Here is a 22,914-nt window from a genome sequence, read left to right on the forward strand (position 1 = left end):
AGATTATATGGTTTTGTTTCAAAATTTGGATAAATGTACACAAATTAAACCTGCATTTCAATAAACTAATTGACAAGGAAGTGAGATAAAAAAAATAACGGCCTGCAGCTATGCCGGAATCTGATTTTTAGTTAAAAATTAAAAAAGACTTTAAAATAAAAATCACAGCATACATTCAAACACAGGACTTTAGTTCTGCTAAAAATATTACAATAATTTGGTGTGCTGTGCACAAGGAAAATGGGTGCAGTTCAAAAGAAGGCTGTTTATAATACAAAATTTTATTATCTTGGTACTTCAGGTTTAATTACCTGCGGGGATTTAATCGAAAAGCTTTTACTGATGTCCTATGAAAAAAATTATTTTAATTCTTTTTTTGTCTTTAAGCGTAGAGGCGTTTACGCAGACTCCTGCGCCTGGAGACAGTATCTATATTTTAACTGAGCCTGCTAAAAATATAAAATTCAGTTACAAGCAGCTTATTATTCCCGCAGTCCTGATTGGTTATGGTTTTTGGGGAAATGAAAGCGGACAGATCAAAAGCTTTAATTCCCAGATTCGGGATGAGTTTACAGAAGACATTGACCGCAAAATATCAATTGACGATTTTTCCAGATATGTCCCGGCAGTATCTGTTTATGCACTAAATGCATTTGGTATTGAAGGTAAAAATACAATGCGGGACCGTTCTGTTATACTGGCAACTTCCACAATTTTAACAGTTGGAACCGTTTTCGCATTAAAATCTGCTACAAATGTAGAAAGACCGGATGGCACTTCAAATAACTCTTTTCCTTCTGGCCATACGGCAATTGCATTTGCGGGCGCTGAATTCCTTTATCAGGAATATAAAGACAAATCAGTGTGGTATGGCGTTGCAGGATATACCGTGGCACTGGGAACAGGTATTTTCAGAATGTATAATAACAGGCACTGGCTTACTGATGTTGCAGCAGGCGCAGGTATAGGAATTTTAAGCACCAAAGTTGCATATTGGATGAATCCTTACATTACCAAAAGGTTATTTGGCAGTAAACCCGAAAAATCCACATCTTTTTTATCCCCTTCCTATAATGGCAGAGAATTTCTGATATGTTATGTAAAAACTTTTTGATTTCTTCATAACATTTATTTGAATTTTGTCTTTAAAATGTAATTTGTCTTAACGATAATGGCTCTATAATTTAATTTTATTTCGAAGATTTTTTTAATAATCAGGTCAGCAAAAATGATTTCTTATTTTTTATGAGCAGATTCCAGTCTGCGTCCATTATTTCAGACAGCAGATTTTTCAGTCCCTGAAAAGTACTTGGTTTCACGGCGTATAAATCTGCACCCAGATTATAAGACAATTCAATATTAGACATACTGCTGCTGGTAGAAAACATGATGATCTTAACATCTTTAAAAGCTTTTTCCTCCGAACGTATTTCTTTAAGACACTCAAAACCATTTTTCCCCGGCATATTGATATCTAGGAAAATCATTTCAGGAAGGGTTTTCATTGGTTTGTTGAGATTATTTAAAAGCTCCTTGCCATCTGCTGCAGCCTCTACACTTACCGCTGCTCCCAGTTCTTCTACTGCATCAAGAAACAGCTGCCTGTCATCTTCGTCATCGTCCGCCAGATAAATAATTTTGCGGGATTTTTCTGCACACATAACTTTTAATTTTTTACCAGTTAAACACTTAAAATCGAAATCCAAAAATTATATACAAAGAAAAAAGCAACTATAATGTAATAATAAACGAATATTAAATAATGAACTTAATCTTACAAAATTAATTTATTTTTCAATAAAATACAGAAATAAATAAAAAATTTAATGCAGAAAGTATCAAAAGACGAGAAATAATTATTAAAAATAAGCATAACCGGTCTTTAAGCAAGATATGATTTTGCAATTGTCAAAGTTATAATTGTATCAATTTATACATTTCTGTTATTTATATGCTCTTCTTAGATAAAAACCCAACACAATGTTTTTATTATTTTTTATGTCCTTTATGTGAATATTTATTTTTAGAGTCACCGATATTATTGACGTATTTTGCTAAATAGCAGTTTCATTGATTCAGGATCTATTGCCGTCATATCAATTAATTTTAACGATTTAACCATTTTGAGTGTAGTGTATTTGTATTTTTGAAAATGTGGTGTTTTTAGATGATTTTGATACGCTTCGTTATCTGCATAAATTTCTACTATTTTTACCTGAACAGAATCTTTTTTCTCATACATTGGAAAAATTGCCAAAACGCCAGGTTCTAATTTTACTGAAGCTGAAGACTCTTCTTTTAATATTGAGTTGTATTCCGTTACATATTGCGGATAGATCTCTATTTCTGCAATACGAACCATCATGTCCTTTTTTTGGGCAAAAACATTAGAAGGAGCAAATAATACAGCAAGGATAAAATACAAAAAATTGAATTTTGAAAAATAGTTTTCAAAATTGTCAGCCTTTATTTTTGTAAATAAAATCAATTTAAGCATCGTATTATATTTAAAAGATTTAATTCTTAAGATGAGAATAATTAATTAGTTGATATTAAAATTAAGAAATAAATTCTACTAAGCAGAAAGATGCTTAACATTGTATTTGATTTTTATGAAAACAAAAGCACCAAATGAAATATAAAAATGAATTAATAAACATACTGGAAAAAGATAAACTCATTATTGAAATTCTTGCAATCGTTAAAAATTTAAAATTAAATGACTGCTGGGCTGGAGCCGGAGTTATAAGAAATAAAGTCTGGGATTTTTTACATGAGAAAAATACAATACAGTTTAATGATGTAGACGTAGTTTTTTTTGATGAAACAAATATTTCTGAAAAGCTGGAAAAAGAAATCGAACAGAAACTTATTGATATAAAACCTGGGATTAAATGGTCTGTTAAAAATCAGGCAAGAATGCATTTTCGTAATAATCATCTAAAATATAGTAACACTGAAGATGCCATTTCGCATTGGCCTGAAACTGCAACAGCCGTTGCTGCGAGACTGAATGTAGATAATAAAATCGAAATTTTAGCACCTTATGGTTTAAATGATTTATTTAATTTAATAGTTAAGCCTACCCCAAATTTTGATGTAATTGTTTTTCAGCAAAGAGTAAATGAAAAACAGTGGGAAAAGCAATGGGAAAATTTAAAATTTACTCAAAATAGTTAATTATAGTTTGAAAATAAAAACGATTTTGTTCAAATATATTTAGAGAGGTGTAGAGAATATTGTAATTTAGAGATTGCAGACAGCTAATTCTAAAAAATAATATTATGGAAAAAGTTTTTTTTCAAGACTGGCAAACTATAGGCAAAGTAGCCCTGACCACTATTACAGCATTTGTGACGCTTTTTCTTTTTGTGAGGATTTCGGGCAAAAGAACCCTTTCTAAACTGAATGCTTTTGATTTTGTTGTTTCTATTGCACTTGGTTCAACACTTTCAGATATGATGCTGGCAGTTGTACCTGCAGCAGAAGGCGCTGCTGTATTGTTCCTTATTATTCTGCTTCAGTATACATTTGCATGGCTGGCCAGATCATCTTCTAAAATGGAAAAACTAATTAATACAGTTCCGAAGATTGTTTTTTATGACAACAGATTTCTAGAAAAAACAATGGCACGGGAAGCGATTACCAAGGAAGAAATTTATGCGGCAATAAGATCTTCAGGAACTGACCAGATAAATGATGTGAAAGCCGTAATAATGGAATTAAACGGAAGCATGACAGTTGTTAAAAAGTCATCCGGTTCCGGAGTCAGTTCCATCGATGATTTGGAAATCAAAGATTAAAAAAGAAATATAATAAGACGTAATTAACTGCTAAAATTAAAAAAGCCGTCACTAATATTAAATGATAATAACTAAAATAATAGATCAGAGTAATTCCTGAAGCATCCCTTTAAGCTCATCCATGCTGTTGGGTTTGGAGATATATTTTACTTTTATATTGTTTCTCTCGAACCACTGCGACATTACCTGCTCAGGAGGAGTTGAAATCACAACAACCTCAATGTGCTTTAACTTCTCGATACGATCCATACGCTGAATAAATTCCAAACCATTGACCGAAGGCATGTTATAATCCAAAAATATAATATCTGGAAGGTCCTCGGATACAGCTAATTGTTCCAATGCTCTGGAAGGATTTAATTCGGTGCGAAGTGAAGCATCTTTATTTACTGCCTGCAAGGCCTCTGTGAATATCTCAGTATCTTCGCTGTCATCATCAATCAATAGTATTTTTTTTAATGGCATTTAATGAATTTTAAACATTATGTATTAGACCTGTGCCCTAGTCTATCGTATTTTCGCACTTTATTACTGTATACTTCTAAACGGATTTTTAATTAAATCAGAAGTACAAATATATAACTCTTTGTCAAAAAAAGTAAGCTGCCCTTACGAGCAGCTTGATATTTCTATACCCTGGTCTGCAGCTGCTGACATACTTAAAGATCCCAATCTTCCAAAACTAATCCTTACATATTATTCAACAGCACAAGTACTAAATTCAGCTCGTTCGTAGGAGAGGGATAGTAATCCAAATATTAAAAATAACTTAAGGTTGTGCTTACATATTTTAGTGATAAAATTACATAATTCCCACATAAAATTGATTTTGATTGATCTCTGTAAGTTTTTTATTTTAAACTCAATTAAATGGTTGGAATCGTTCCGCCGTCAATTACATACTCTGTGGCTGTAAGATAATCTGCTCTTGGTGAAACAAGAATCCAACAAGTTCAGCCACTTCTTGCAGCTTTTCAGGTCTGCTGTACGGTATTTCGCCCAATGCATTCATTACACTTAATAATTTCTTTTGTACAAATTTCAGAAGTACGAAACTTTCTCACAAGTACGGACTTACGATTTATATAGGGATAAATTTTTCCCCTATTGCACAAATCAGGACATACCTTTACTTTTACATTATGTATGAAAGAAAAACAATACCCAGCTTAAACTGCGGACTTGATCTTATAGGTGAAGTCTTATACGGCAAATGGAAAATACGCCTGCTTTGGTTTATTCATCAGGGCCATAAAAGACCGAGCGAATTACAGCGTAAAATACCCGATGCTTCCCGCAGAGTCCTGAATATCCAGCTAAATGAACTTGAAGAACACGAGCTGATTGTCAGGAAAATTTATCCGGTAGTACCGCCAAAAGTAGAATACAGTCTCACGGAATTCGGCCTGAGCCTAATCCCTGTTATTAGTGTTTTAGGTCAATGGGGAGATGAGCATCAGGAAAAACTAAAAGCCTTAATCATTAAAAAATTCCCAAGATCAGCTGATATTAATATCAATACGGAAGAAAACAGCTGAATTGTAAAGCTCTTTTTCATCTCAACAGCTAAGTGAAATGTGATTTTTGAACCTGCAAATACAAAAATGCATACAGTCTGTAACTTAAAAAAAGTGCAATATTCAAAAAAAAAGCACCTGCATTGGCAGGTGCTTTAATAATAATTTATAGTGTATTAAGCTATCACTACATTTACTGCATTAGGACCTTTACGTCCTTCTGCTACATCATATCTTACCTGATCATTTTGACTAATGTTTTCAGATAAACCTGAAACATGAACAAATATTTCGCTTCCTCCGTCCGCTGGAGTTATGAATCCAAAACCTTTTTCTTCGTTGAAGAATTTTACTGTGCCTTCCTGCATTTTTAATAAATTTAATTTTGCTAAAGGTAATCTAATTTATAATACAGAATTGAAAAACAGCAACTTATATTTTAATTTTTATAAAAAAACAGATAATATCGTCTTCTGGGACGTTTGACAGCCGATAATTATTATTTAGCAAATGATTAAGAAAAGTATTAAACTGAAAATTATGTAAAGAGCTTTATTTAAAATATAAGAAGAATAAATTTTATTTTGCTTAACTTGATGTTTAATTTCTGCTTATGAAGTCATCTCTTTCCGACAATGAATCTAAACGTCTTCATGCCTTAAAACGCTACAATATAGTGGAGACTCTGCCCGATCGTGCCTTTGATGATGCTACAGCCCTTGTATCATATATATGTGAAGTTCCTATTGCTTATATTTCATTTGTTGACCATAACAGGCAGCTCTTCAGATCAGAAATCGGCTTGGGTGCTTCTGATAAACCACGGCAGATTACCTTTTCTCGATATACCATTATGGATTCTGAACTGGTCGAAATTCCTGATACGATGCTTAATGAACGCTTCAAGGATGATCCTGATGTACAAGGCGGACTCAAAATCAGATTCTATGCCGGGGTTCCTCTCACAACTCCTGACGGATATAATATTGGGGTTTTGTGTGCTGCTGATCATGTGCCGCGAAAACTCAATGAAGGTCAGCGCATGGCACTTTTAATAGTCGCGCGCCACGTAATCAATACGTTGGAACTCGGCATAAAAAACAGTGAACTCGCCGGCCAAAAAAAAATAGCAGAACGAGCAGTAGCAGCCAAAGACAGTTTCCTAGCGAACATGAGTCACGAAATAAGAACGCCTCTCAATGCGATTATAGGTTTTACTGAACTCCTGGCAGGAACAAAACTTGATAAACAGCAACGCAGCTTTGTAAAGGACGTACAAACTGCCGGAGATAACCTGCTCTTGATTGTCAATGACATACTCGACCTTTCAAAAATTGAGTCGGGCGGACTTACCCTTGAACTACAGCCTTTCGAGCTTAAAAAAGCACTTCGGCATGTTTATGACCTGCTGAAAGTAAAAGCTCCGGAAGCTGTAGAATTTAACCTTTATCTTGATGCAGAACTTCCTGAAATGATATCCGGCGATCAGGGAAGACTCAATCAAATATTAATGAACCTGGCCGGAAATGCGCTCAAATTTACCAGTGAAGGCGAAGTGACTATAGCGGTGAAAAAAATTGGGGAAACAGATGATAATTACGTGATTCGTTTCTCGGTAAAAGATACTGGCATCGGCATACCGAAGGACCGCATTGATACTGTTTTCGAACGTTTTACTCAGGCTGAGGAAAGCACTACCAGAAAATTTGGAGGTACAGGACTGGGGCTCAGTATTGTAAAACAGCTGGTGGGACTGCATGGTTCTGATATACATGTTAGAAGTCGTGAGGGAATGGGATCAGAATTCTTCTTTACCCTTACTTACCAGAAAACATTCCAGCAGACAGAACGCCGTCAGCCCAAACAGGTCAACGATCTGGGCAGACTCCGAATACTGCTCTGCGAAGACAATCTTTTAAACCAGAAACTTGCACAGAATGTAATTGAAGGATTTGGTTTTGAAATCGACATTGCCGACAATGGCGACCATGGTATCGAATTACTCTCTGAAAATTCCTATGACTTGGTGCTAATGGACCTGCAAATGCCGCTTCGGGATGGCTACCAGACTACTAGCTACATCCGCAGTGAGTTAAAAAGCTCCATCCCAATTATTGCTATGACAGCGCACTCTCTTGCGGGGGAGCAGGATCGCTGTTACGATGCAGGTATGGACGGTTACGTTCCCAAACCTTTTAAGCAGTATGAACTTCTGGAAGCGATTAAAACTGCCTTAAGAAAGGAACCGCGTTCGGGAAGACGCCACAAAGCAAATCTTTCAGGCATTGAAGAAACTGACCGTTTGAAACCGGGCTGGAAAAAAGAAGTCACTTCCCAGTTTATAGAAAAAGCCCCTCTGGAACTGGAGGAATTCAAACAGGCCGTTAAACGCGCAGACTTTCCCACTGTACTGCAAAGTGCAGAGCAGCTCCAGCTCTGGATGCATCTTTTTATGCTGGATGGTTTGAGCATGCATTTATCAAACATTGAGCGTGAAGCACACCAAAAAAAATTCACAGCCGAAACCGCAGACAGTATAGAAATACTCAGCTGCAGTATTGAAGAAATAATAAAAAATCTGGAAGAGCAGTAAACCAGTGTCCGTTTCTTATTAATATTGTTTAATTCTTTTTCCGGTATGTCATAACGAATCCGGAAAACGCTTTTAAGTTTTAATTATATTATTTTTTGATCAGCCTGACGGCATAATTTAACTCAGAATCATAATGATTTAGAATATCTTCCATTGATGGAGCTGCTTCATAATCAGGAGTGAGTCCATGGCCATAAGAAATGCTGTTATTCTGGTTATTTAAAACAAATTTACAAAGCGGTATTCTTCCTGTAAGTCTGCTGTTGGGAAGTGTAAATTTTAGAAAAATACCGCTCGTATTTCCATAATAGCCTCCTCCCGTTTCTTCGCCTATAAATACAGCATTGGTATGATTTTTTGCTAAAGCGGCAAATTCAGATCCTCCGGAGAAAGTCAATCCGCTTATTAGTATATAAATTTTACCGCTGAAATGAATCGGATTTGGAGGCAGTCCATCATAAAAACTCTCTTTGTTTAAATATCTGCCATCATGGCTAAGATAAAATTCCTCAGCCAGTTCTTTTTTTAAAATCTCTTTTTGATTTTTATAATCTGTAAGCTCCAAAAAAGAATATTCAAAAGAAGGAATTTCTACATAACTATATTTCTTGTAAGTGTTTAAAGTAAAATAGGATAACAAAATATCTTCCATACCCTGAGAGCCACCTTCATTTTTACGAAGATCAATAATTAAATTACCTATTTGTTTTTTATCGACTTCTCTAAAAATACTGTCTAACTTCCTTCTAAAGCCTTCCTTTTTATCCTTGTACAAATTAGAATTAAAGTCGTTAATTGTTAATAAACAATAGTTATCCTTTTCTTCAGTTTTAAAATCCATTGGTTTTTTGAAATATAACTCAGGAAACTCATTTTTATGAGCAGTCTGCAGGATCTGGTATTGCTCAGCATTAACTGCAGCCACATTTTGAATTGATTTTTCACCATTTTTCGGATCTGTAAATTCTACCGTATAAATATCTGAAATACCATAAAACCGAAGAAGGTAACGCGAAAAGGAAGACTCAATCCATTTATATTTACTGGTAAAATTATATCCGTCTGAAGGTTCAATCTGAGTAAAATCATTGAGGATTTTTTCTGCAGGAATTCCGTTTATTTTTGAGATAATCTTTCCTTTTGAATCCAGATTTTTATAGTTATTCAGTACATAAATCTGCTTGTTTATAATCTTAATAAAAAAAGGAAAATAAGTTCCGAACTTTTTCAAATGATTACTCGTTTCTTCTGAAATTCGAATTGAAGAATGTCCTTCTTTGGTATATGCAGCGATAGGTGCAGTAAGTTTGTAAAAATCCCAGGCTGTCATTTTTTCTTCAATCTTACTTCTCTGAACATTGCAAATACTGTCAAATTCGAAATAATTATTGTACCACAACCCTACTTTTGTTTCAATATAGGCATTCTTCAGCAAATCAAAATCATGCTCAAGCTGTGACTTGGTAAATCTTTTTACTTTTTTTGAAACTTTGGAAAATATTATCGTATAACTGCCTTGATCAGCATTTCCGTTTTCTTCCAATGGCTTTACAACAACTACATACTTAGCCGTATGCGGTGGAGAAAATGCTATTTTTTCTAAGCCGAACCTGCCGGTTGGCGAGTCTGCTTCTTGTATAACTTTTAAGTTTTGATCTTTAAGAATTAAAATAATATCTATTCCGTTTTGATCTAAAGAAATAGTATATTGGACATGCTCTTTCAAACTAATTTCAAATGTATGCTCTTCGTTTTTAGTAAGATTAAATTCTTGTTTAGCATTTAATTTTAATTTTATGTTTCCAGTCTGTGCACGCCCGACTGGTCCAAGAAAAAGAGCGAAAAAAATTATAACTATTTTATACATCTTTTTTTCTTCAAAGCTAATCAATGCATCGCATACTCCATTGTATAATATTGCATTATGCTTCTCTATATATGCCCGGTGTAACGCCTGTGTATTTTTTAAACTCTCTTGTAAGATGAGAAGCATCATAAAAACCAGAAGAAACAGCTACATCCAATAAGTTTTCATTTTTTAATAGTTCTTTTTTGGCAGAAGCAATTCTTTTAAGGGTAACAAAAGTATTTGGAGTTAAACCTGTTTCCTGTTTAAAAAGTCTTAAAAACTTAAACTTATCCATTCCAAAATTCCTGGCAGTTTTTTCCAACGAAAATTTATCAAACGACTCTCCATTTATAAATTCCTGAAAAAGATTTAAACTGCTGTTTTTAAAGTCTATCTCTACAGCATAATTCGCTACTAACTGCTTCAGGGCATGCAATAAAGCAGTCTCTGCATCATAAGTTTCATTTTCTATATTTTGAGCTATTGAATAAAATGAAGAAAAAAGTATTGGATTATAAATAACTTTATCCTTAAAGAAAACACTAATACCTCTATTTAATCGGGTTAAAATATCCGGCGCAATATAAAAGGTAATAAAAGTATTCCCTGTATTTTTATCACAAGGCGTTTTATGCACCTCATCAGGATTAGTTATGCATAAAGTTCCTATGGGTGCCTGCAGAAATTTAGAGTCCAAACGGGAATAAAATGTCTGATTTATAACTAAAGCAATATTAAATGTATCATGTGTATGTTTTGGAAAATCTACTGTATGATTTCTGGCGAACAATATTTCTGTTCCGTCTAAAATATCAAGTTTTTTATAACTGCTGAAATTTTTCATCGCTTTAAATAAATTGAAGTACAAAACATACTGCTATACAATCTAAATATATACATTTAATATTTAAAAACTCCTGAAAATTAAATCTTTGATTGAATAGTTACATTTCACTTTAATTAATTAAAAACAAACTAAAATCAGAAAAGAAAATATTAAACAAGAAATACATAAAACTATAAAGCTTCTGTTTTAATAAAAAAACAGAAGCTTTTATCTAACAACAAAATAAACTAATCAATATAAAAACATTCTTTCTTATTTTGAAAACTCAACTGTATTTAATTTTTGCCAGCTTCCTCTTGTAAAATCAGGTATTTCAACCGGCGCTGAATTATGATCTAAAGAAATTTCAGTAAGAGGACTCAGACAGGACCATTCGGCCAAATCGTAAACATCCATATCCAAAGGAAGTCCTTTCTGCAGGCAGTAAAACATTCTGTAGTCCATAATAAAATCCATACCGCCGTGGCCGCCTACTTTTTTAGCCATTTCTTCAATATCTTTTACAATTGGATTTTTATACTTTTCCATTAAAATCTTTTTTACATCTTCAGATACAAATTCTTCAGCATTTAGATTTTGATAGTTTTTAGAAATTTCTGCTCCGGCTTCTTTTGCGTCAATAGCATAACCTTCTACCGGATATTTATTAGCAAATCCTTTTGTGCCTGACAATTGGTACATTCTGCTGTAAGGTCTTGGACTCGTTACATCATGCTGAATTTGAATTGTTTTTCCCATTTCGGTACGAATCATCGTCATGGTATGGTCTCCGTTTCTGAAATCGGTTACCACTTCACCTGTTTTTTCTTTTATAAATGCCGGATTGCCAACAGCTTTGGTATCCATTGAAACCAGAAAATTCATTTTATCGCCTCTGTGAATATTTAATGCCAGACAAGCCGGCCCCATTCCGTGCGTTGGATATACATCTCCCCTGTGCTTACGGTTGTAATCCATTCTCCAGTTGTTCCAATAGTTTTGCCAGTACGGCTGAAGCCCATGAATATACGAACCTTCTGCATGAAGAATTTCTCCAAACAAACCTTGCTGAGCCATATTTAATGTGGTTAATTCGAAAAAATCGTAAACGCAGTTTTCCAGCATCATACAATGTTTACGTGTTTTTTCTGAGGTATCGATAATATCCCAGATTTCTTTCATGGTTAAAGCACCCGGAACTTCTACAGCAACGTGCTTTCCATCTTTCATGGCCTGAACTGCAATGTTAGCGTGATGTTTCCAATCGGTAACAATATAAATCAGATCAACATTATCTAATTTTGTTACTTTCTTCCAGGCATCTTCACCAAAGAATTCCTGCGCTTTTGGTGCTCCAAGTTTTACTAAGGTATCATTTGCTGCTTTTGTTCTTTCTTGCATCATGTCGCATAATGCCACAATTTCTACTCCGGGAATATGCGGAATACGCTCTACAGCGCCCGTACCGCGCATTCCAAGACCAATAACTGCTACACGAACGTGCGGAATTGCAGGAGCTGCCAAACGCAGGACATCTGTTTGTCCTTTGTCTCTTTTCGGGGCTTTTGTTTTAATAAGCTGCGCCGATGTATCGCAGACTTTGAATAGCAAAAATGCTACTAGTAAAAATCTTAAACTTTTCATTTTTTTTATTTTAGTGGTATTTTGTTTGAACTTTTTTATTTGTAACAATCTGTTATTAAACTTTTATATAGGTTTTGTTTTTATGCATGTACCAAAGTATGAAATAAAGAATTCCGAATCCGGCCAAATCGCAAAATGCATCATAATAACCTCCTGTAAATTGCTCAAAACCAAAGAAAATTTGCTTAGCGATTAATGAGAAATTAAAAACATGCGAACCAACATAAGCTGCAATGGCGTTTAACCCAATTACTCTAAACGGATAAGCCCATTTTGTATAACCCTGAACATCAACAAGCCAATAGAATAAAGCTAATAATACAAAGCTGATTCCTGATGAGAAAATTACAAATGAACTTGTCCATATTTTTTTAATGATAGGATGCCAGATACCAATTATTAATGACAGGATAATTGCGGTTATCCCGATTAGGAAAAGGTAAAGTATGATTTTTTTTCTTGAAAAAGAAGATAAAAGCAATTCTCCTGCAAACAATCCCGACAATGTTGTAGCGGTAAATCCTAAACCAGTCAACAGCCAGGAATACTGTGTCTGATCATAAAACATTCCGAAAACCTGCTGATCTATAAATATAGGCAGATTTTTTTCCGGCAATAACTCAAAAGTATGACCAAAGTAACCCGGAATTGATAATAAGACAGCATACAGAACAAGGCAAACTGCAAAGAAAATGTACCTTCCCTTTCTTGACAAATTCAAATAAGCAATGCACGAAAATAAATAGCCAACTGCAATAGCCTGAAGTGTATTACTAAAGATATGAAACTTTGAAATATCTAATGCAAGAAGATTTCCCTGTACGATCCATCCTAATATAAAGAGGACTACAAATCGCTTTAAAATGTGTCTGTATAATTTAAAATCTGAAGTTTCTTCACTTCTTTTTCCTAACGAAAACGGAATAACAACACCTACAACAAATAAGAATAATGGCATTATGACATCATATAAATGAAAACCAATCCATTCCGGATGTTCAAACTGATCTGCCAGCATTTTTGTAAAACGGGTGTCTGCCGCTGTATTCAAATTATAGAAAAATCGGTCTGCTACTATAATCATCAAAAGATCAAATCCTCGCAGTACGTCTACAGACATTAATCGGTTATTGACAATTGTTTTAGTCATATTATTTTCTATTTCTTTTTTAAAAACAATCCCAGTTTTATATTTAATCAACTGGGATTATTTTAATTATCTAAACTCGATAGCTTATGCCATTTGACTTAAAAATTAATCTTCAAAAAACTTCATCAAATGGCATATTTTTGACCGGCTATCGATGACAAACTACAATTGTAATGTAGAAAACTTAGGTGCTTCAGGGAAATTTGCAACTAATCCCCATCCTCCATTCATTTCGGTAATGGCAATACCAATTGAACCTGTTAATGTTCCTAACTGTGTTTTAGGAATGCTGAACTCGATCGCATTTGTGGTGTCATTTAAACTCACAATCGATGATGCTTTTAAGTTTGCCCCAGAGCCTGCAATTCCAGCCCATCCCCAGCCTCCATTCGGATCGGTATGGTTATAAAATTGTCCCCAGCCGTTGGTTACTACCGGACCTTCAAATAAAAATTCGGCTCCGGAACCTTGTGACCAATTGCTGTGCAGGAATCCTGTCTGCGTATTTCCATCTGTATTGATGTACATGTCTACCAATTCCATCATCATTTTTTTGTTTCCTTCTAAATACACATTTACATTTGGACCTCCCGCCCAGATTTTAATTTTCTGGATTGAACCATTTCCTGATGTATTCTGATCTGTTACGGCAACGTCATCCCAATCTGTAAATTTTCCGTCTATTTTAATGTCAATAATTATAATTCTTGGGGCAGTTATGGTTTTGGTGATAAAAGCTTCTTCTCCTTTATCGTTGGTTACAGTTAATGAAACTCTGATTTCTCCTCCAATTTTATAGGTATAAACCGGATCTTTTTCTCCAGATGTATAATATAAATCTCCAAAATCCCATCTGTACTTTGTACCATTTGTAGAAAGATTAGTAAATGTAAACGTGCTTCCGTCATTCGTAAATGAGAAATCTGCAGTTGGTTTCGTCGCTGAATCTTCTGATGACGCACCATCACTGGAACAAGCTGTCAGCAATAACAAAGCGGCAAGCAATGTTAGGTATTGGGTTAGTTTTATTTTTTTCATGGTTTTTAATTTAAATGTTTTAATAACTATTTAATGATAACCGTTTGTGATAATTTATTGAATCCTGTTGAGGCTTCCCATAATCCTGTATTAGCAAAACGAATACAATAATCTGGTCTTTCAGCCAGTTTAGCAGAGCTGTCTTCTATCTTTAATAATAATTCGTAAGTGCCTGCAGGAATTCCGGATAAGCTTACAGATTCTTTTAAATCGTAAGTAACCCTTGGAACCGCTTTTCGAACATCGAAGCTTAATTTTTTCTTATAAATAGTTCCTCCTGAAGTGGATCTGAATATTAAATAAGCATTTTTCGGATTATAAACCGGTGCAAAACCACCATTGTTCAGCAATGCCTGAAACTCTAAACTGCCATTTACTGCTGCCTCTTTTTTTAGGCTTGAAGAAACTAATGAAAGTCTGTAACCCAGTTTTCTTTCAAAATCTGTAAAACAGTTATTGTTTCTCCATTCCTGCAAAACCGGACCATAATAATCAAGATTTAAATAAGTCCATTTCAGCATTGTCATTTCTTTTTCTGCTATACTGCAGCTCGCGATTGGCACGTCTGTTGGCGGACAAGTTTCTCCCCCTGTCGGCACATAAAGAGCTTCATTGCTTATGTATGTTTTTTCGGCCGTTACGTTGATATAAGTACCGTAATCGTCTACACTTGCCATAAAGCAGTCATTATGAAAACCTAAACGGGCTGTATTTGAAGTTCCGTAACCAACTGTCGCATCCATTGCTGTTGTAGTCGCAACATAATCTTGTTTGATTTTTGGAGTTCTCACCTGAATTTTTACTTCTTTCGGGAAAGTTTCCAGAAGTTTGTCTAAAATCAGTTTTTTGTTTGCCGGCGTTGTAAGCTGGTTGGTTGTGTAATACCATTCTCCCCACGCTCCAACAAAACCTGCCTGAACAAAAGCAATCACATCTTTGTTTTCTTCCAGAATTGGTTTCAGCTGATCTAAATGTCCTGAAATTACGGCCGCAGAAGCATCTGAACCATCCTGTGCATCCGTATAAGCAAAACGCAAAACACATTTTAAACCTGCCTGTCTTAAACGGGTAAAGTCGGTTTTGATAAGATCTAATTGAGTCTGGCTTAAAGCCGAAGTTTTAAACTTCTCTAAATAATACAAACGCAGAATAAGGCTTACATTTTCTTTTTTCAAATTGTTTAAAGAAACTGCTGTCATCGCAGCTCCTTCAGAATTTACCTGCCAGGTATGCATAAACCCACGCTCCGGATTGGTAAAAACTTCGTTAGAAGCTGTGTAAGTTACTTTTTCAACTCCGTTTACTTGTTCGCCCCCTTCATTTTTATCACCTCCATCGCTTTGACAGCTAGAGGCAATATTTAAGAAAAGGCAAAATAGCATTAGTAAATTTTTCATATTTTGTATAATTAAATTATCTGTTTCATTTTATTTTTCACAAATTGTGATATTTGTCTTCTAATTAATTATATCCAGGATTCTGAATAAATTTACCTTTTCCTTCACTAATTCTGTCTAATGAAAACGGGAACAACGCTTTGTATGGAGCACTTTGGCTTGCCGCACCATTTAAGGCAAGAGCATGTTCTGTAAATTTTCCGTGTCTGATCAAATCCGAACGGTATTGTCCGTTTTCACACCAGTATTCGTGCGATCTTTCTAAAAGAATCATATCATTGAATTTCGCCAGTGTATTGTAATTAGCTAATTGAATTTCGCTGATTTGAGCTCTCTTTCTCACGATGTTTACCAAATCAATTGCTTCCTTTGTTGGTGTTCCGGTTTTATTAACCAATGCTTCTGCTTTTGATAATATTACATCTGCATAACGATATACCACAATATCTACTGTTGTTAAAGCTGTTGTTCTGGCGGCATCGGGATGAATTTTTAACGGAATTGGCCCTAACTGCATATAATTAGCAGGATTTGCCCTGTTATACGTTACACCATCTGTTCCTGTAAACTCGGCAATAAGTGCCGTTTTACGAATATCAGTTGCTTCAAAAGAATCATAAAATGTCCAGGAACTCTGAATAGTTCCGTAACCACCGCGCTCAGGAAAATTAGCCGGCAATACCATTAACTGCCATTGGTTTTCACTCGTGCCTGCATAATCTGCCGGAACTGCCCAAATTACTTCTTTGCTGTTAACAGGAGGTTTAACATCCCATAATCCAACATAATCTGCGTCTAATCCATAGTAGTTCATTGCCATGATGGCATTAGCTTGTTCTTCAACTTCTGCCCATCTTTTTTCATGCAGATATAATCTTATCAGGACCATTCTTGCCATTCCGCTGCTGAATCTTCCGTATGGAGTGTCACCCGGAGCTTTTAAATCTGCCGCAGCATCTTTAAGGTCATTTTCAATAAAACTTACCATTTCTGCATTTGAAAGTCTGGCCAAAGGCACTTCGTTCAAAGGACTTTTAAGAATCTCAAGAGGAGCTACAACAAGCGGCCCGTAAAGATCAAAAAGCTCATAGGCCAATAATCCCCTTGCACATTTAATTTCCGCAATAGCATTTTTCTTAACCAGCTCGTTTACATTGGCATTTTGTATTCTGTCGATACTCAGAGTCATACTGCTTATTTTGTTGTAGAACACATCATAAAATCTTGTAAAAGATGTAGAACTGGCTTTGTAGCTGTGCAATGATGCTTCCTGCTGTACTCCGTAAGGTCCCTGAAGAATTTCTGTAGTAGCATCAAGCATAAACATTAATCCGTTTTCTGAAGTAGAATGAATTCCGTTTCCGTAAGATCCTCTTAACGGATAATAGGCAGAAGCTACTATTGCCTGAACATCAGCCTCCGATTTAGGAAATATGCTCGGATTAATCTCATCGTAATTGACAGATTCAATATCTTCATTACATCCTGAGAAAACTAGTAATAGTAAAACTATTGTATAATTTTTTAAATTTTTCATGTCTTTTTGATTAAAACTTAAGATCAATTCCTACTGTGTATGTTTTTACATTTGGATATGCTGCTGCATAACCATCTGTTTCAGGATCTATACCATCATATTTTGTAATAGTAAAAAGGTTTTGTCCATCAAGTCTAACGGCTGCTCCCTGTATATATTTACCAAACCATCTTTTTGGAAAATTATAGCTTAGCGATACGCTTTGTAAACGTACAAACGAAGCATCCTGCATAAAGAAATCGCCTGAACCATATTGTGTATATCCAAAGTGTGAGCCTGGACGCGTATTTGTTGGGTTATCCGGTGTCCATCTGTCGTAAACACTTCTTAATGCATTTCTTCCGTTTTGTGCAACACCTACTGCAGTTACGCCATAAGTAAAGTCTGTCTGATCTACAATTTTTCGTCCAAACATTCCATTAAAAACAAAATTCAATTGGAAGTTTTTCCAGATAATTGTATTACTTAAACCTGCAGAAAAATCAGGATCTGCCGAGCCAAGTAAAACAGTATCAGCTTCATCAATTTTTCCGTCTGGTGCTCCGGTTCTTAAAAACACTCCTTTTTCATCCGTAATCGGATTTCCTGCTGCATCTCTAACGAAACCGTTAAGATCTTTTATTTTAATTTGTCCCGGATATAAATCTGGCTGTGCCGGAACTACTTCTCCAATCTGCATAACACCATCTGCAATCTGGCTGTATTGTGCACGTACCGGATCATTGTAGCTCATATATACGGAAGGTTTCCAGTCTGGGGCTCTTTCTTTCCAATTGGTTTTATATTTTGAGTACGTAAAAGTTGTGTTCCATTTTAAATCCTGAGTATCGATATTTTTAGTAGTTAAAGTAACCTCAACACCTTTAGTTTGTGTACTGCCAATATTTGCCCACACGGTATTTATTTCATGGTAACTATTGATAGGTTTTTCCATTAATAAATCTGAAACTACTCTTTCGTATACCTCTACCGAACCTGAAATTCTTCTGTTTAATAATTCAAAATCAACACCAAAATTCTTTTCTGTCGTTGTTTCCCATTTCAAATCAGGATTTTCCAATCTGCTGGCAAAAACCCCTGTCCAAATTGATTCATCTGAGTTTAAATATGCTGGCTGTGCATAAAATGCGCCTTTAGAAAGTCCGGCTGAATTACCTACAGAACCATAACCAAATCGTATTTTAAGTTGTGATACATAATCTGTAATACCTTTCATAAATGATTCCTGCGATACATCCCAACCTACTGAAATAGATGGGAACAAAGCATATTTTTTATTTTTTGCAAAGAAACTTACCCCATCACGACGTATAGTAGAAGTTAACAGGTATTTGTCTTTATAAGCATAGTTTACTCTTGAAAAATAGGAACGATAACTATCTTCATTTTTTGATGATGTAGTTAATTTTGTTCCTGCTCCTGCATTCATATTATGCCATAAAAAAGCATCTGTAATAAAATTACTGTTTCCTAATGATGCTCTTTCATTTCTGTAGGTTGACTGAGAATAACCTGCCATAAAAGTAAAAGAGTTATCGTCTCCAATTTTTGTATTATACGTTAATATAACATCTAATAAATCATCATTCTTTTTTTGTGTATTAAAAGTTGCTTTACCATTTTCTAATTGCCCATATAGTGTAGTTCTTGGCAGATAATTCCCTCTGCTTGTCTCGCCCTGATCAAAACCTGCCTGAACTCTTGCAGTAAGACCGCTTAATGGTTTTATTTCTGCATAAAAATTTGTCAGTGTTCTGTCTATTACTCCTTCGTCTGTAATGGTTAACAATGAGTACGGATTTGGTTCTAAAGCATTATCCGGGTTAATAGGGTAATTACCAAATTCATCAATTGCTTCAATATTTGGACTTTGCTGGATAGCTGATCTTATAATTCCTGAATTTTCAAATTGATCACCGCCTAATTGTGAGTTTTGATTTTTGATTCGGCTTTTAGTCATGTTCATTCCAAAAGTGACATAATCTGTAATTTTTTGATCAATACTAAAATGAACCGTACTTCTTTTTAATCCTGAATTTTTAACAATTCCTTCCTGATTGAATAAGTTTCCTGATAAAAAATATTTAGTCGATTTTGTCCCGCCTCGTATAGAAAGGTTATTTTGCTGAACCATTCCGTCTCTGGTCACTAATCCCAGCCAGTCGGTTCCTTTTCCTGCATTTCTAATCTGCTCGTCAGAGTAGAATCTTTTAAACGGAATTCCGTTAACCGGAGCAGCATTTGCTTCTTCTAATGTTTTTGGAGAATAGGGATATACTTTATTAATAAATTCCCAGTTTTCTCTGGCAGCGTCATTTCGCAGCTGCATCCATTCCTGCAAATTCAGCACCTCATAACTATCATTGTATTTTTGATACGAATAAGAACCGGAATAATCCACTCTTACATCTCCTTCTTTTCCTTTTTTGGTGGTAATCATAATCACACCATTTGCAGCTCTTGCACCATAAATTGCAGATGCACTGGCATCTTTTAAAACCTCAATAGATTCAATATCATTTGGGTTAAATGAGTTTAAAATACTCTGCGTACCGCCATCGTAACGGTTTCCTGTTCCGGGCTGCTGTAAATTGGTAACCGGAAATCCATCAATAACAACCAAAGGATCATTGCTTGCATTAATAGAACCCGCCCCACGAATCTGGATATCAAATCCTCCTCCCGGCTGGGCACTGTTTTGAGTAATCTGCAAACCGGCAACTTTTCCCTGAAGTGCTGTTAAAACCGAAGGTGCTGAAGATAAAGTAAGTGTTTCGCCTTTTACAGAAGACATTGCTCCTAATACATTTTTCTTTTTCTGCGTTCCGTAACCTACAATAATAACCTCATTTAAGCTTTTTGATGATGGTACTAATGAGACTTTAATTGTGGTTTGTCCGGCAATTGCAACTTCTTTTGTTTCGTAGCCTACGTAAGAAAATAAAAGGGCTTCTGTAGCAGCAGGAACTACAATTGTATAACTTCCGTCAAAATCTGTTGTTGTTCCTCTTGATGATCCTTTCGGCAAAATGGTAACACCAATCATAGGCTGTCCCAGTTCATCTAAAACAATACCTTTGATTGTAATATCTGCTTCCGGCTCTTTATTTATAATTTCTGATTTCTTCCTGTTTTCTTCTGAAGAAACCGCGCTTACTTTAAAAACAGAAACTATCAGAAATAAGACCGTGAGTAATGTCTTCAAATTAAATTTTATTTCCTGATAGTTACTGTATAGTAACTTGTTACTTTTTTTCATATTATTCTGGTTAGTTTAATGGTTAATGTAAAAAGCATTCTTTGCGTGAGTAAAAATTGGTTAAGGCTTTTTCAAACGCAAAGAGAAATGGGTCGGTTATGTTTTTTTTGATTTCATAATTTTTGTCTGTTTTTTGTTTTTTGTTTTGTTTGGTTATTTTTCTTAATTGATATTTTCTTTTCTTTTAATAATCAGCTGTATATTTTTTTTCAGAAGGCTTTTTTTCAGTTTTAAAATTGGTTTTTCTACTTAAAAAATTGAACTAAAAAAGACTGTTTTTCAACTTACTTATGGCTAAACTAAATAATATTTTTTAATAAACAATGGTAAAACCAAAAAAATGTGTTCGTGCACATAAAAAAAGTGTTTTCGAGCACATTTTTTAGAAAAAGTATTATTAAATTCTTATCATTTTTAATTATTTGAGTTGTAAGAATTTAAAAAATTGTCAAAAAAAAATTATTATCGTTTAAAAAATATATCATTTAATTGGATATTCATTTAATTAAAATATAAAGCCAAATGAATATTTTATTATTTTAAAATCAGCACTTTATTAGAATTACAATAAAATTCTCATTCTGATTTATAGTTTATTATTACAATACATTTTCAATTATTGAGATGAATTTTTCTGCAAGTTCATCAGCAGTTTTCTGCGTATTACTTTCAGTATAAATTCTAATGATGGGTTCTGTATTTGATTTTCTCAAATGCACCCATTCTTTTTCAAAATCAATTTTAACTCCATCGATACAATTCGGCTTTTCGTTTTCGAACTTTTGAATGATTTTTTCTAAAACTTCATCAACATTAATTTCTGGTGTAAGTTCAATTTTGCTTTTACTCATATAATATTCCGGATAACTTTCGCGGAGCGTTTTGCAAGAAACTTTTTCATTTGCCAGATGCGATAAAAACAATGCCGTTCCAACTAACGAATCTCGTCCGTAATGTGATGCCGGATAAATGATTCCTCCGTTGCCTTCTCCACCAATAATAGCATTTGTACTTTTCATTAATTCGACAACATTTACTTCGCCAACAGCACTTGCCTGATATTTTCCGCCGTGCTTTAAAGTAATATCGCGTAATGCTCTTGAAGATGATAAATTAGAAACTGTATCGCCTTTTGTTTTACTCAAAACATAATCAGCGCAAGCGACCAAAGTGTATTCTTCGCCAAACATCGAACCGTCTTCGCAAATAATTGCCAGACGGTCTACATCAGGATCAACGACAATTCCGAAATCAGCTTTTTCTTTTACGACCAACTCCGAAATATCAGTCAAATGTTCTTTTAAAGGTTCTGGGTTATGTGGAAAATGTCCGTTTGGCTCACAATACAATTTGATGTATTCCACTCCTAATTTTTCCAATAAACTTGGAATCGCAATTCCGCCCGTAGAATTAACTGCATCCACAACTACTTTGAAGTTGGCGCTTTTAATTGCTTCAACATCAACTAAATCTAATTTTAAAACTTCGTCGATATGTCTTTCGATATAACCTTCTTTCTTTTCGTATTTTCCTAAATAGTCCACTTCCGCAAAAATAAAATTCTCGTTTTCTGCGATTTTCAGGATTTTTTCACCTGCTTCAGCATTTAAAAACTCGCCTTTATGGTTTAGTAATTTTAAAGCGTTCCATTGTTTCGGATTATGACTTGCCGTAATTATGATTCCGCCATCTGCATGATCTAATGTTACGGCAATTTCAACAGTTGGCGTTGTCGATAAACCTATATCGACAACATTAATTCCTAAACCTGTAAGTGTATTTGAAACCAGATTGCTGATCATTTCTCCGGAAATTCGGGCGTCTCTGCCTATAATTACTGTCAAAGATTCGTTTGAATTCTCACTTTTAAGCCACATTCCGTATGCTGCTGCAAATTTGACTGCATTTACCGGAGTTAAATTTTCATTGACAATCCCGCCAATTGTACCTCGTATTCCTGAAATTGATTTTATTAATGCCATTTTATTTATTGTTATTTTTAAGTTTTCAGTCGCGGTTTTCAGTTAACAGTATTGATCAAAGTTTACAACCTAAATACTTTTTTTTTAGATGTCTAAAACCTGTTCACTAAAAACTGAGACTGAAAACTGAGACTAATATTCCCACTTTACAAAAGCCTCCATAGCTGCGTAACTTGCAAGTCCCATTTGCTGGTATAAAGCTGCCGTTTCTCGGTTTCTGTCTTCGGCTCTCTGCCAGAACTCCCTTGCATCGGTGCCCTGAAAAACAACGCCGTCTTTTTGCGACTGGTGTTTGAAGATTCCGTGGCGTTTGGCCAAA

The 22,914-nt window shown here is 34.8% G+C and carries 19 protein-coding genes; 5 read left to right on the forward strand and 14 right to left on the reverse strand.

Features of this window, described 5'->3' with window-relative positions:
- Window positions 1–349: 349 nt before the first annotated feature.
- On the forward strand, window positions 350–1,114 hold the full coding sequence (locus ASE21_RS21420; RefSeq protein WP_057124760.1) for a phosphatase PAP2 family protein: 765 nt from the start codon (window positions 350–352) through the stop codon (window positions 1,112–1,114).
- Between the two features lie 100 nt (window positions 1,115–1,214).
- On the opposite strand, the gene ASE21_RS21425 is transcribed toward ASE21_RS21420, so the two are convergent.
- Both ASE21_RS21425 and ASE21_RS21430 read right to left on the reverse strand, forming a co-directional pair.
- Window positions 1,215–1,661 carry a response regulator gene (locus ASE21_RS21425; RefSeq protein WP_057124778.1) on the reverse strand — a complete coding sequence of 149 codons (447 nt, stop codon included), beginning with the start codon at window positions 1,659–1,661 and terminating at the stop codon, window positions 1,215–1,217.
- Between the two features lie 377 nt (window positions 1,662–2,038).
- Window positions 2,039–2,425, reverse strand: coding sequence for a putative quinol monooxygenase (locus ASE21_RS21430; RefSeq protein WP_242410324.1), 387 nt, complete (start codon window positions 2,423–2,425; stop codon window positions 2,039–2,041).
- 206 nt (window positions 2,426–2,631) lie between these two features.
- Between ASE21_RS21430 and ASE21_RS21435 the strand changes: the two genes are divergently transcribed.
- Both ASE21_RS21435 and ASE21_RS21440 read left to right on the forward strand, forming a co-directional pair.
- Window positions 2,632–3,180, forward strand: a complete 549-nt coding sequence (locus ASE21_RS21435; RefSeq protein WP_057124761.1) for a nucleotidyltransferase family protein — start codon at window positions 2,632–2,634, stop codon at window positions 3,178–3,180.
- Between the two features lie 104 nt (window positions 3,181–3,284).
- On the forward strand, window positions 3,285–3,803 hold the full coding sequence (locus tag ASE21_RS21440; protein WP_057124762.1) for a DUF421 domain-containing protein: 519 nt from the start codon (window positions 3,285–3,287) through the stop codon (window positions 3,801–3,803).
- A gap of 84 nt (window positions 3,804–3,887) precedes the next feature.
- On the opposite strand, the gene ASE21_RS21445 is transcribed toward ASE21_RS21440, so the two are convergent.
- Entirely contained in the window at window positions 3,888–4,268 is a 381-nt protein-coding gene (locus ASE21_RS21445) for a response regulator (RefSeq protein ID WP_057124763.1), read from the reverse strand.
- 677 nt (window positions 4,269–4,945) lie between these two features.
- Between ASE21_RS21445 and ASE21_RS21450 the strand changes: the two genes are divergently transcribed.
- Window positions 4,946–5,341, forward strand: coding sequence for a winged helix-turn-helix transcriptional regulator (locus ASE21_RS21450; RefSeq protein WP_057124764.1), 396 nt, complete (start codon window positions 4,946–4,948; stop codon window positions 5,339–5,341).
- Window positions 5,342–5,496: 155 nt separating this feature from the next.
- Here the strand turns inward: ASE21_RS21450 and ASE21_RS21455 are convergent, their stop codons facing one another.
- Window positions 5,497–5,688 carry a cold-shock protein gene (locus tag ASE21_RS21455; protein ID WP_057124765.1) on the reverse strand — a complete coding sequence of 64 codons (192 nt, stop codon included), beginning with the start codon at window positions 5,686–5,688 and terminating at the stop codon, window positions 5,497–5,499.
- A gap of 245 nt (window positions 5,689–5,933) precedes the next feature.
- Between ASE21_RS21455 and ASE21_RS21460 the strand changes: the two genes are divergently transcribed.
- The gene (locus ASE21_RS21460) at window positions 5,934–7,913 is read left to right on the forward strand and encodes a GAF domain-containing hybrid sensor histidine kinase/response regulator (protein WP_057124766.1); all 1,980 of its coding nucleotides are present in this window, start codon (window positions 5,934–5,936) and stop codon (window positions 7,911–7,913) included.
- A gap of 88 nt (window positions 7,914–8,001) precedes the next feature.
- Here the strand turns inward: ASE21_RS21460 and ASE21_RS21465 are convergent, their stop codons facing one another.
- The 10 genes from ASE21_RS21465 to ASE21_RS21510 form a co-directional block, all read right to left on the reverse strand.
- Window positions 8,002–9,780 carry a S41 family peptidase gene (locus ASE21_RS21465; protein WP_057124767.1) on the reverse strand — a complete coding sequence of 593 codons (1,779 nt, stop codon included), beginning with the start codon at window positions 9,778–9,780 and terminating at the stop codon, window positions 8,002–8,004.
- Between the two features lie 55 nt (window positions 9,781–9,835).
- Complete coding sequence (locus ASE21_RS21470) at window positions 9,836–10,606, reverse strand: helix-turn-helix domain-containing protein (RefSeq protein WP_057124768.1); 771 nt, start codon at window positions 10,604–10,606, stop codon at window positions 9,836–9,838.
- A gap of 255 nt (window positions 10,607–10,861) precedes the next feature.
- Window positions 10,862–12,232: a Gfo/Idh/MocA family protein gene (locus ASE21_RS21475; RefSeq protein ID WP_057124769.1), complete on the reverse strand. Its 1,371-nt coding sequence runs from the start codon at window positions 12,230–12,232 to the stop codon at window positions 10,862–10,864.
- Between the two features lie 55 nt (window positions 12,233–12,287).
- Complete coding sequence (locus tag ASE21_RS21480; protein ID WP_057124770.1) at window positions 12,288–13,433, reverse strand: acyltransferase family protein; 1,146 nt, start codon at window positions 13,431–13,433, stop codon at window positions 12,288–12,290.
- A 111-nt stretch (window positions 13,434–13,544) separates the two neighbouring features.
- Window positions 13,545–14,420, reverse strand: coding sequence for a PKD domain-containing protein (locus ASE21_RS21485; RefSeq protein ID WP_057124771.1), 876 nt, complete (start codon window positions 14,418–14,420; stop codon window positions 13,545–13,547).
- A gap of 26 nt (window positions 14,421–14,446) precedes the next feature.
- On the reverse strand, window positions 14,447–15,817 hold the full coding sequence (locus ASE21_RS21490; protein ID WP_082603529.1) for a DUF4832 domain-containing protein: 1,371 nt from the start codon (window positions 15,815–15,817) through the stop codon (window positions 14,447–14,449).
- 64 nt (window positions 15,818–15,881) lie between these two features.
- Window positions 15,882–17,354 carry a RagB/SusD family nutrient uptake outer membrane protein gene (locus ASE21_RS21495; RefSeq protein ID WP_057124773.1) on the reverse strand — a complete coding sequence of 491 codons (1,473 nt, stop codon included), beginning with the start codon at window positions 17,352–17,354 and terminating at the stop codon, window positions 15,882–15,884.
- A gap of 10 nt (window positions 17,355–17,364) precedes the next feature.
- Window positions 17,365–20,613 (reverse strand): SusC/RagA family TonB-linked outer membrane protein, encoded by a 3,249-nt coding sequence (locus ASE21_RS21500; RefSeq protein WP_057124774.1) that lies wholly within the window; start codon window positions 20,611–20,613, stop codon window positions 17,365–17,367.
- A gap of 599 nt (window positions 20,614–21,212) precedes the next feature.
- Window positions 21,213–22,595, reverse strand: coding sequence for a phosphoglucosamine mutase (gene glmM / locus ASE21_RS21505; protein WP_057124775.1), 1,383 nt, complete (start codon window positions 22,593–22,595; stop codon window positions 21,213–21,215).
- A gap of 132 nt (window positions 22,596–22,727) precedes the next feature.
- The coding region (locus ASE21_RS21510; protein ID WP_131726453.1) for a hypothetical protein at window positions 22,728–22,914 on the reverse strand (187 nt) is incomplete at its 5' end.

Source organism: Flavobacterium sp. Root901, assembly GCF_001429765.1.
GTDB lineage: Bacteria > Bacteroidota > Bacteroidia > Flavobacteriales > Flavobacteriaceae > Flavobacterium.

Bases quoted from the DNA above. Each gene is read 5' to 3' on its own strand.
- ASE21_RS21420 (WP_057124760.1), top strand. From the start codon at position 350: ATGAAAAAAATTATTTTAATTCTTTTTTTGTCTTTAAGCGTAGAGGCG.
- ASE21_RS21425 (WP_057124778.1), bottom strand. From the start codon at position 1,661: ATGTGTGCAGAAAAATCCCGCAAAATTATTTATCTGGCGGACGATGAC.
- ASE21_RS21435 (WP_057124761.1), top strand. From the start codon at position 2,632: ATGAAATATAAAAATGAATTAATAAACATACTGGAAAAAGATAAACTC.
- ASE21_RS21440 (WP_057124762.1), top strand. From the start codon at position 3,285: ATGGAAAAAGTTTTTTTTCAAGACTGGCAAACTATAGGCAAAGTAGCC.
- ASE21_RS21445 (WP_057124763.1), bottom strand. From the start codon at position 4,268: ATGCCATTAAAAAAAATACTATTGATTGATGATGACAGCGAAGATACT.
- ASE21_RS21450 (WP_057124764.1), top strand. From the start codon at position 4,946: ATGTATGAAAGAAAAACAATACCCAGCTTAAACTGCGGACTTGATCTT.
- ASE21_RS21455 (WP_057124765.1), bottom strand. From the start codon at position 5,688: ATGCAGGAAGGCACAGTAAAATTCTTCAACGAAGAAAAAGGTTTTGGA.
- ASE21_RS21460 (WP_057124766.1), top strand. From the start codon at position 5,934: ATGAAGTCATCTCTTTCCGACAATGAATCTAAACGTCTTCATGCCTTA.
- ASE21_RS21465 (WP_057124767.1), bottom strand. From the start codon at position 9,780: ATGTATAAAATAGTTATAATTTTTTTCGCTCTTTTTCTTGGACCAGTC.
- ASE21_RS21470 (WP_057124768.1), bottom strand. From the start codon at position 10,606: ATGAAAAATTTCAGCAGTTATAAAAAACTTGATATTTTAGACGGAACA.
- ASE21_RS21475 (WP_057124769.1), bottom strand. From the start codon at position 12,232: ATGAAAAGTTTAAGATTTTTACTAGTAGCATTTTTGCTATTCAAAGTC.
- ASE21_RS21485 (WP_057124771.1), bottom strand. From the start codon at position 14,420: ATGAAAAAAATAAAACTAACCCAATACCTAACATTGCTTGCCGCTTTG.
- ASE21_RS21490 (WP_082603529.1), bottom strand. From the start codon at position 15,817: ATGAAAAATTTACTAATGCTATTTTGCCTTTTCTTAAATATTGCCTCT.
- ASE21_RS21495 (WP_057124773.1), bottom strand. From the start codon at position 17,354: ATGAAAAATTTAAAAAATTATACAATAGTTTTACTATTACTAGTTTTC.
- ASE21_RS21500 (WP_057124774.1), bottom strand. From the start codon at position 20,613: ATGAAAAAAAGTAACAAGTTACTATACAGTAACTATCAGGAAATAAAA.
- glmM (WP_057124775.1), bottom strand. From the start codon at position 22,595: ATGGCATTAATAAAATCAATTTCAGGAATACGAGGTACAATTGGCGGG.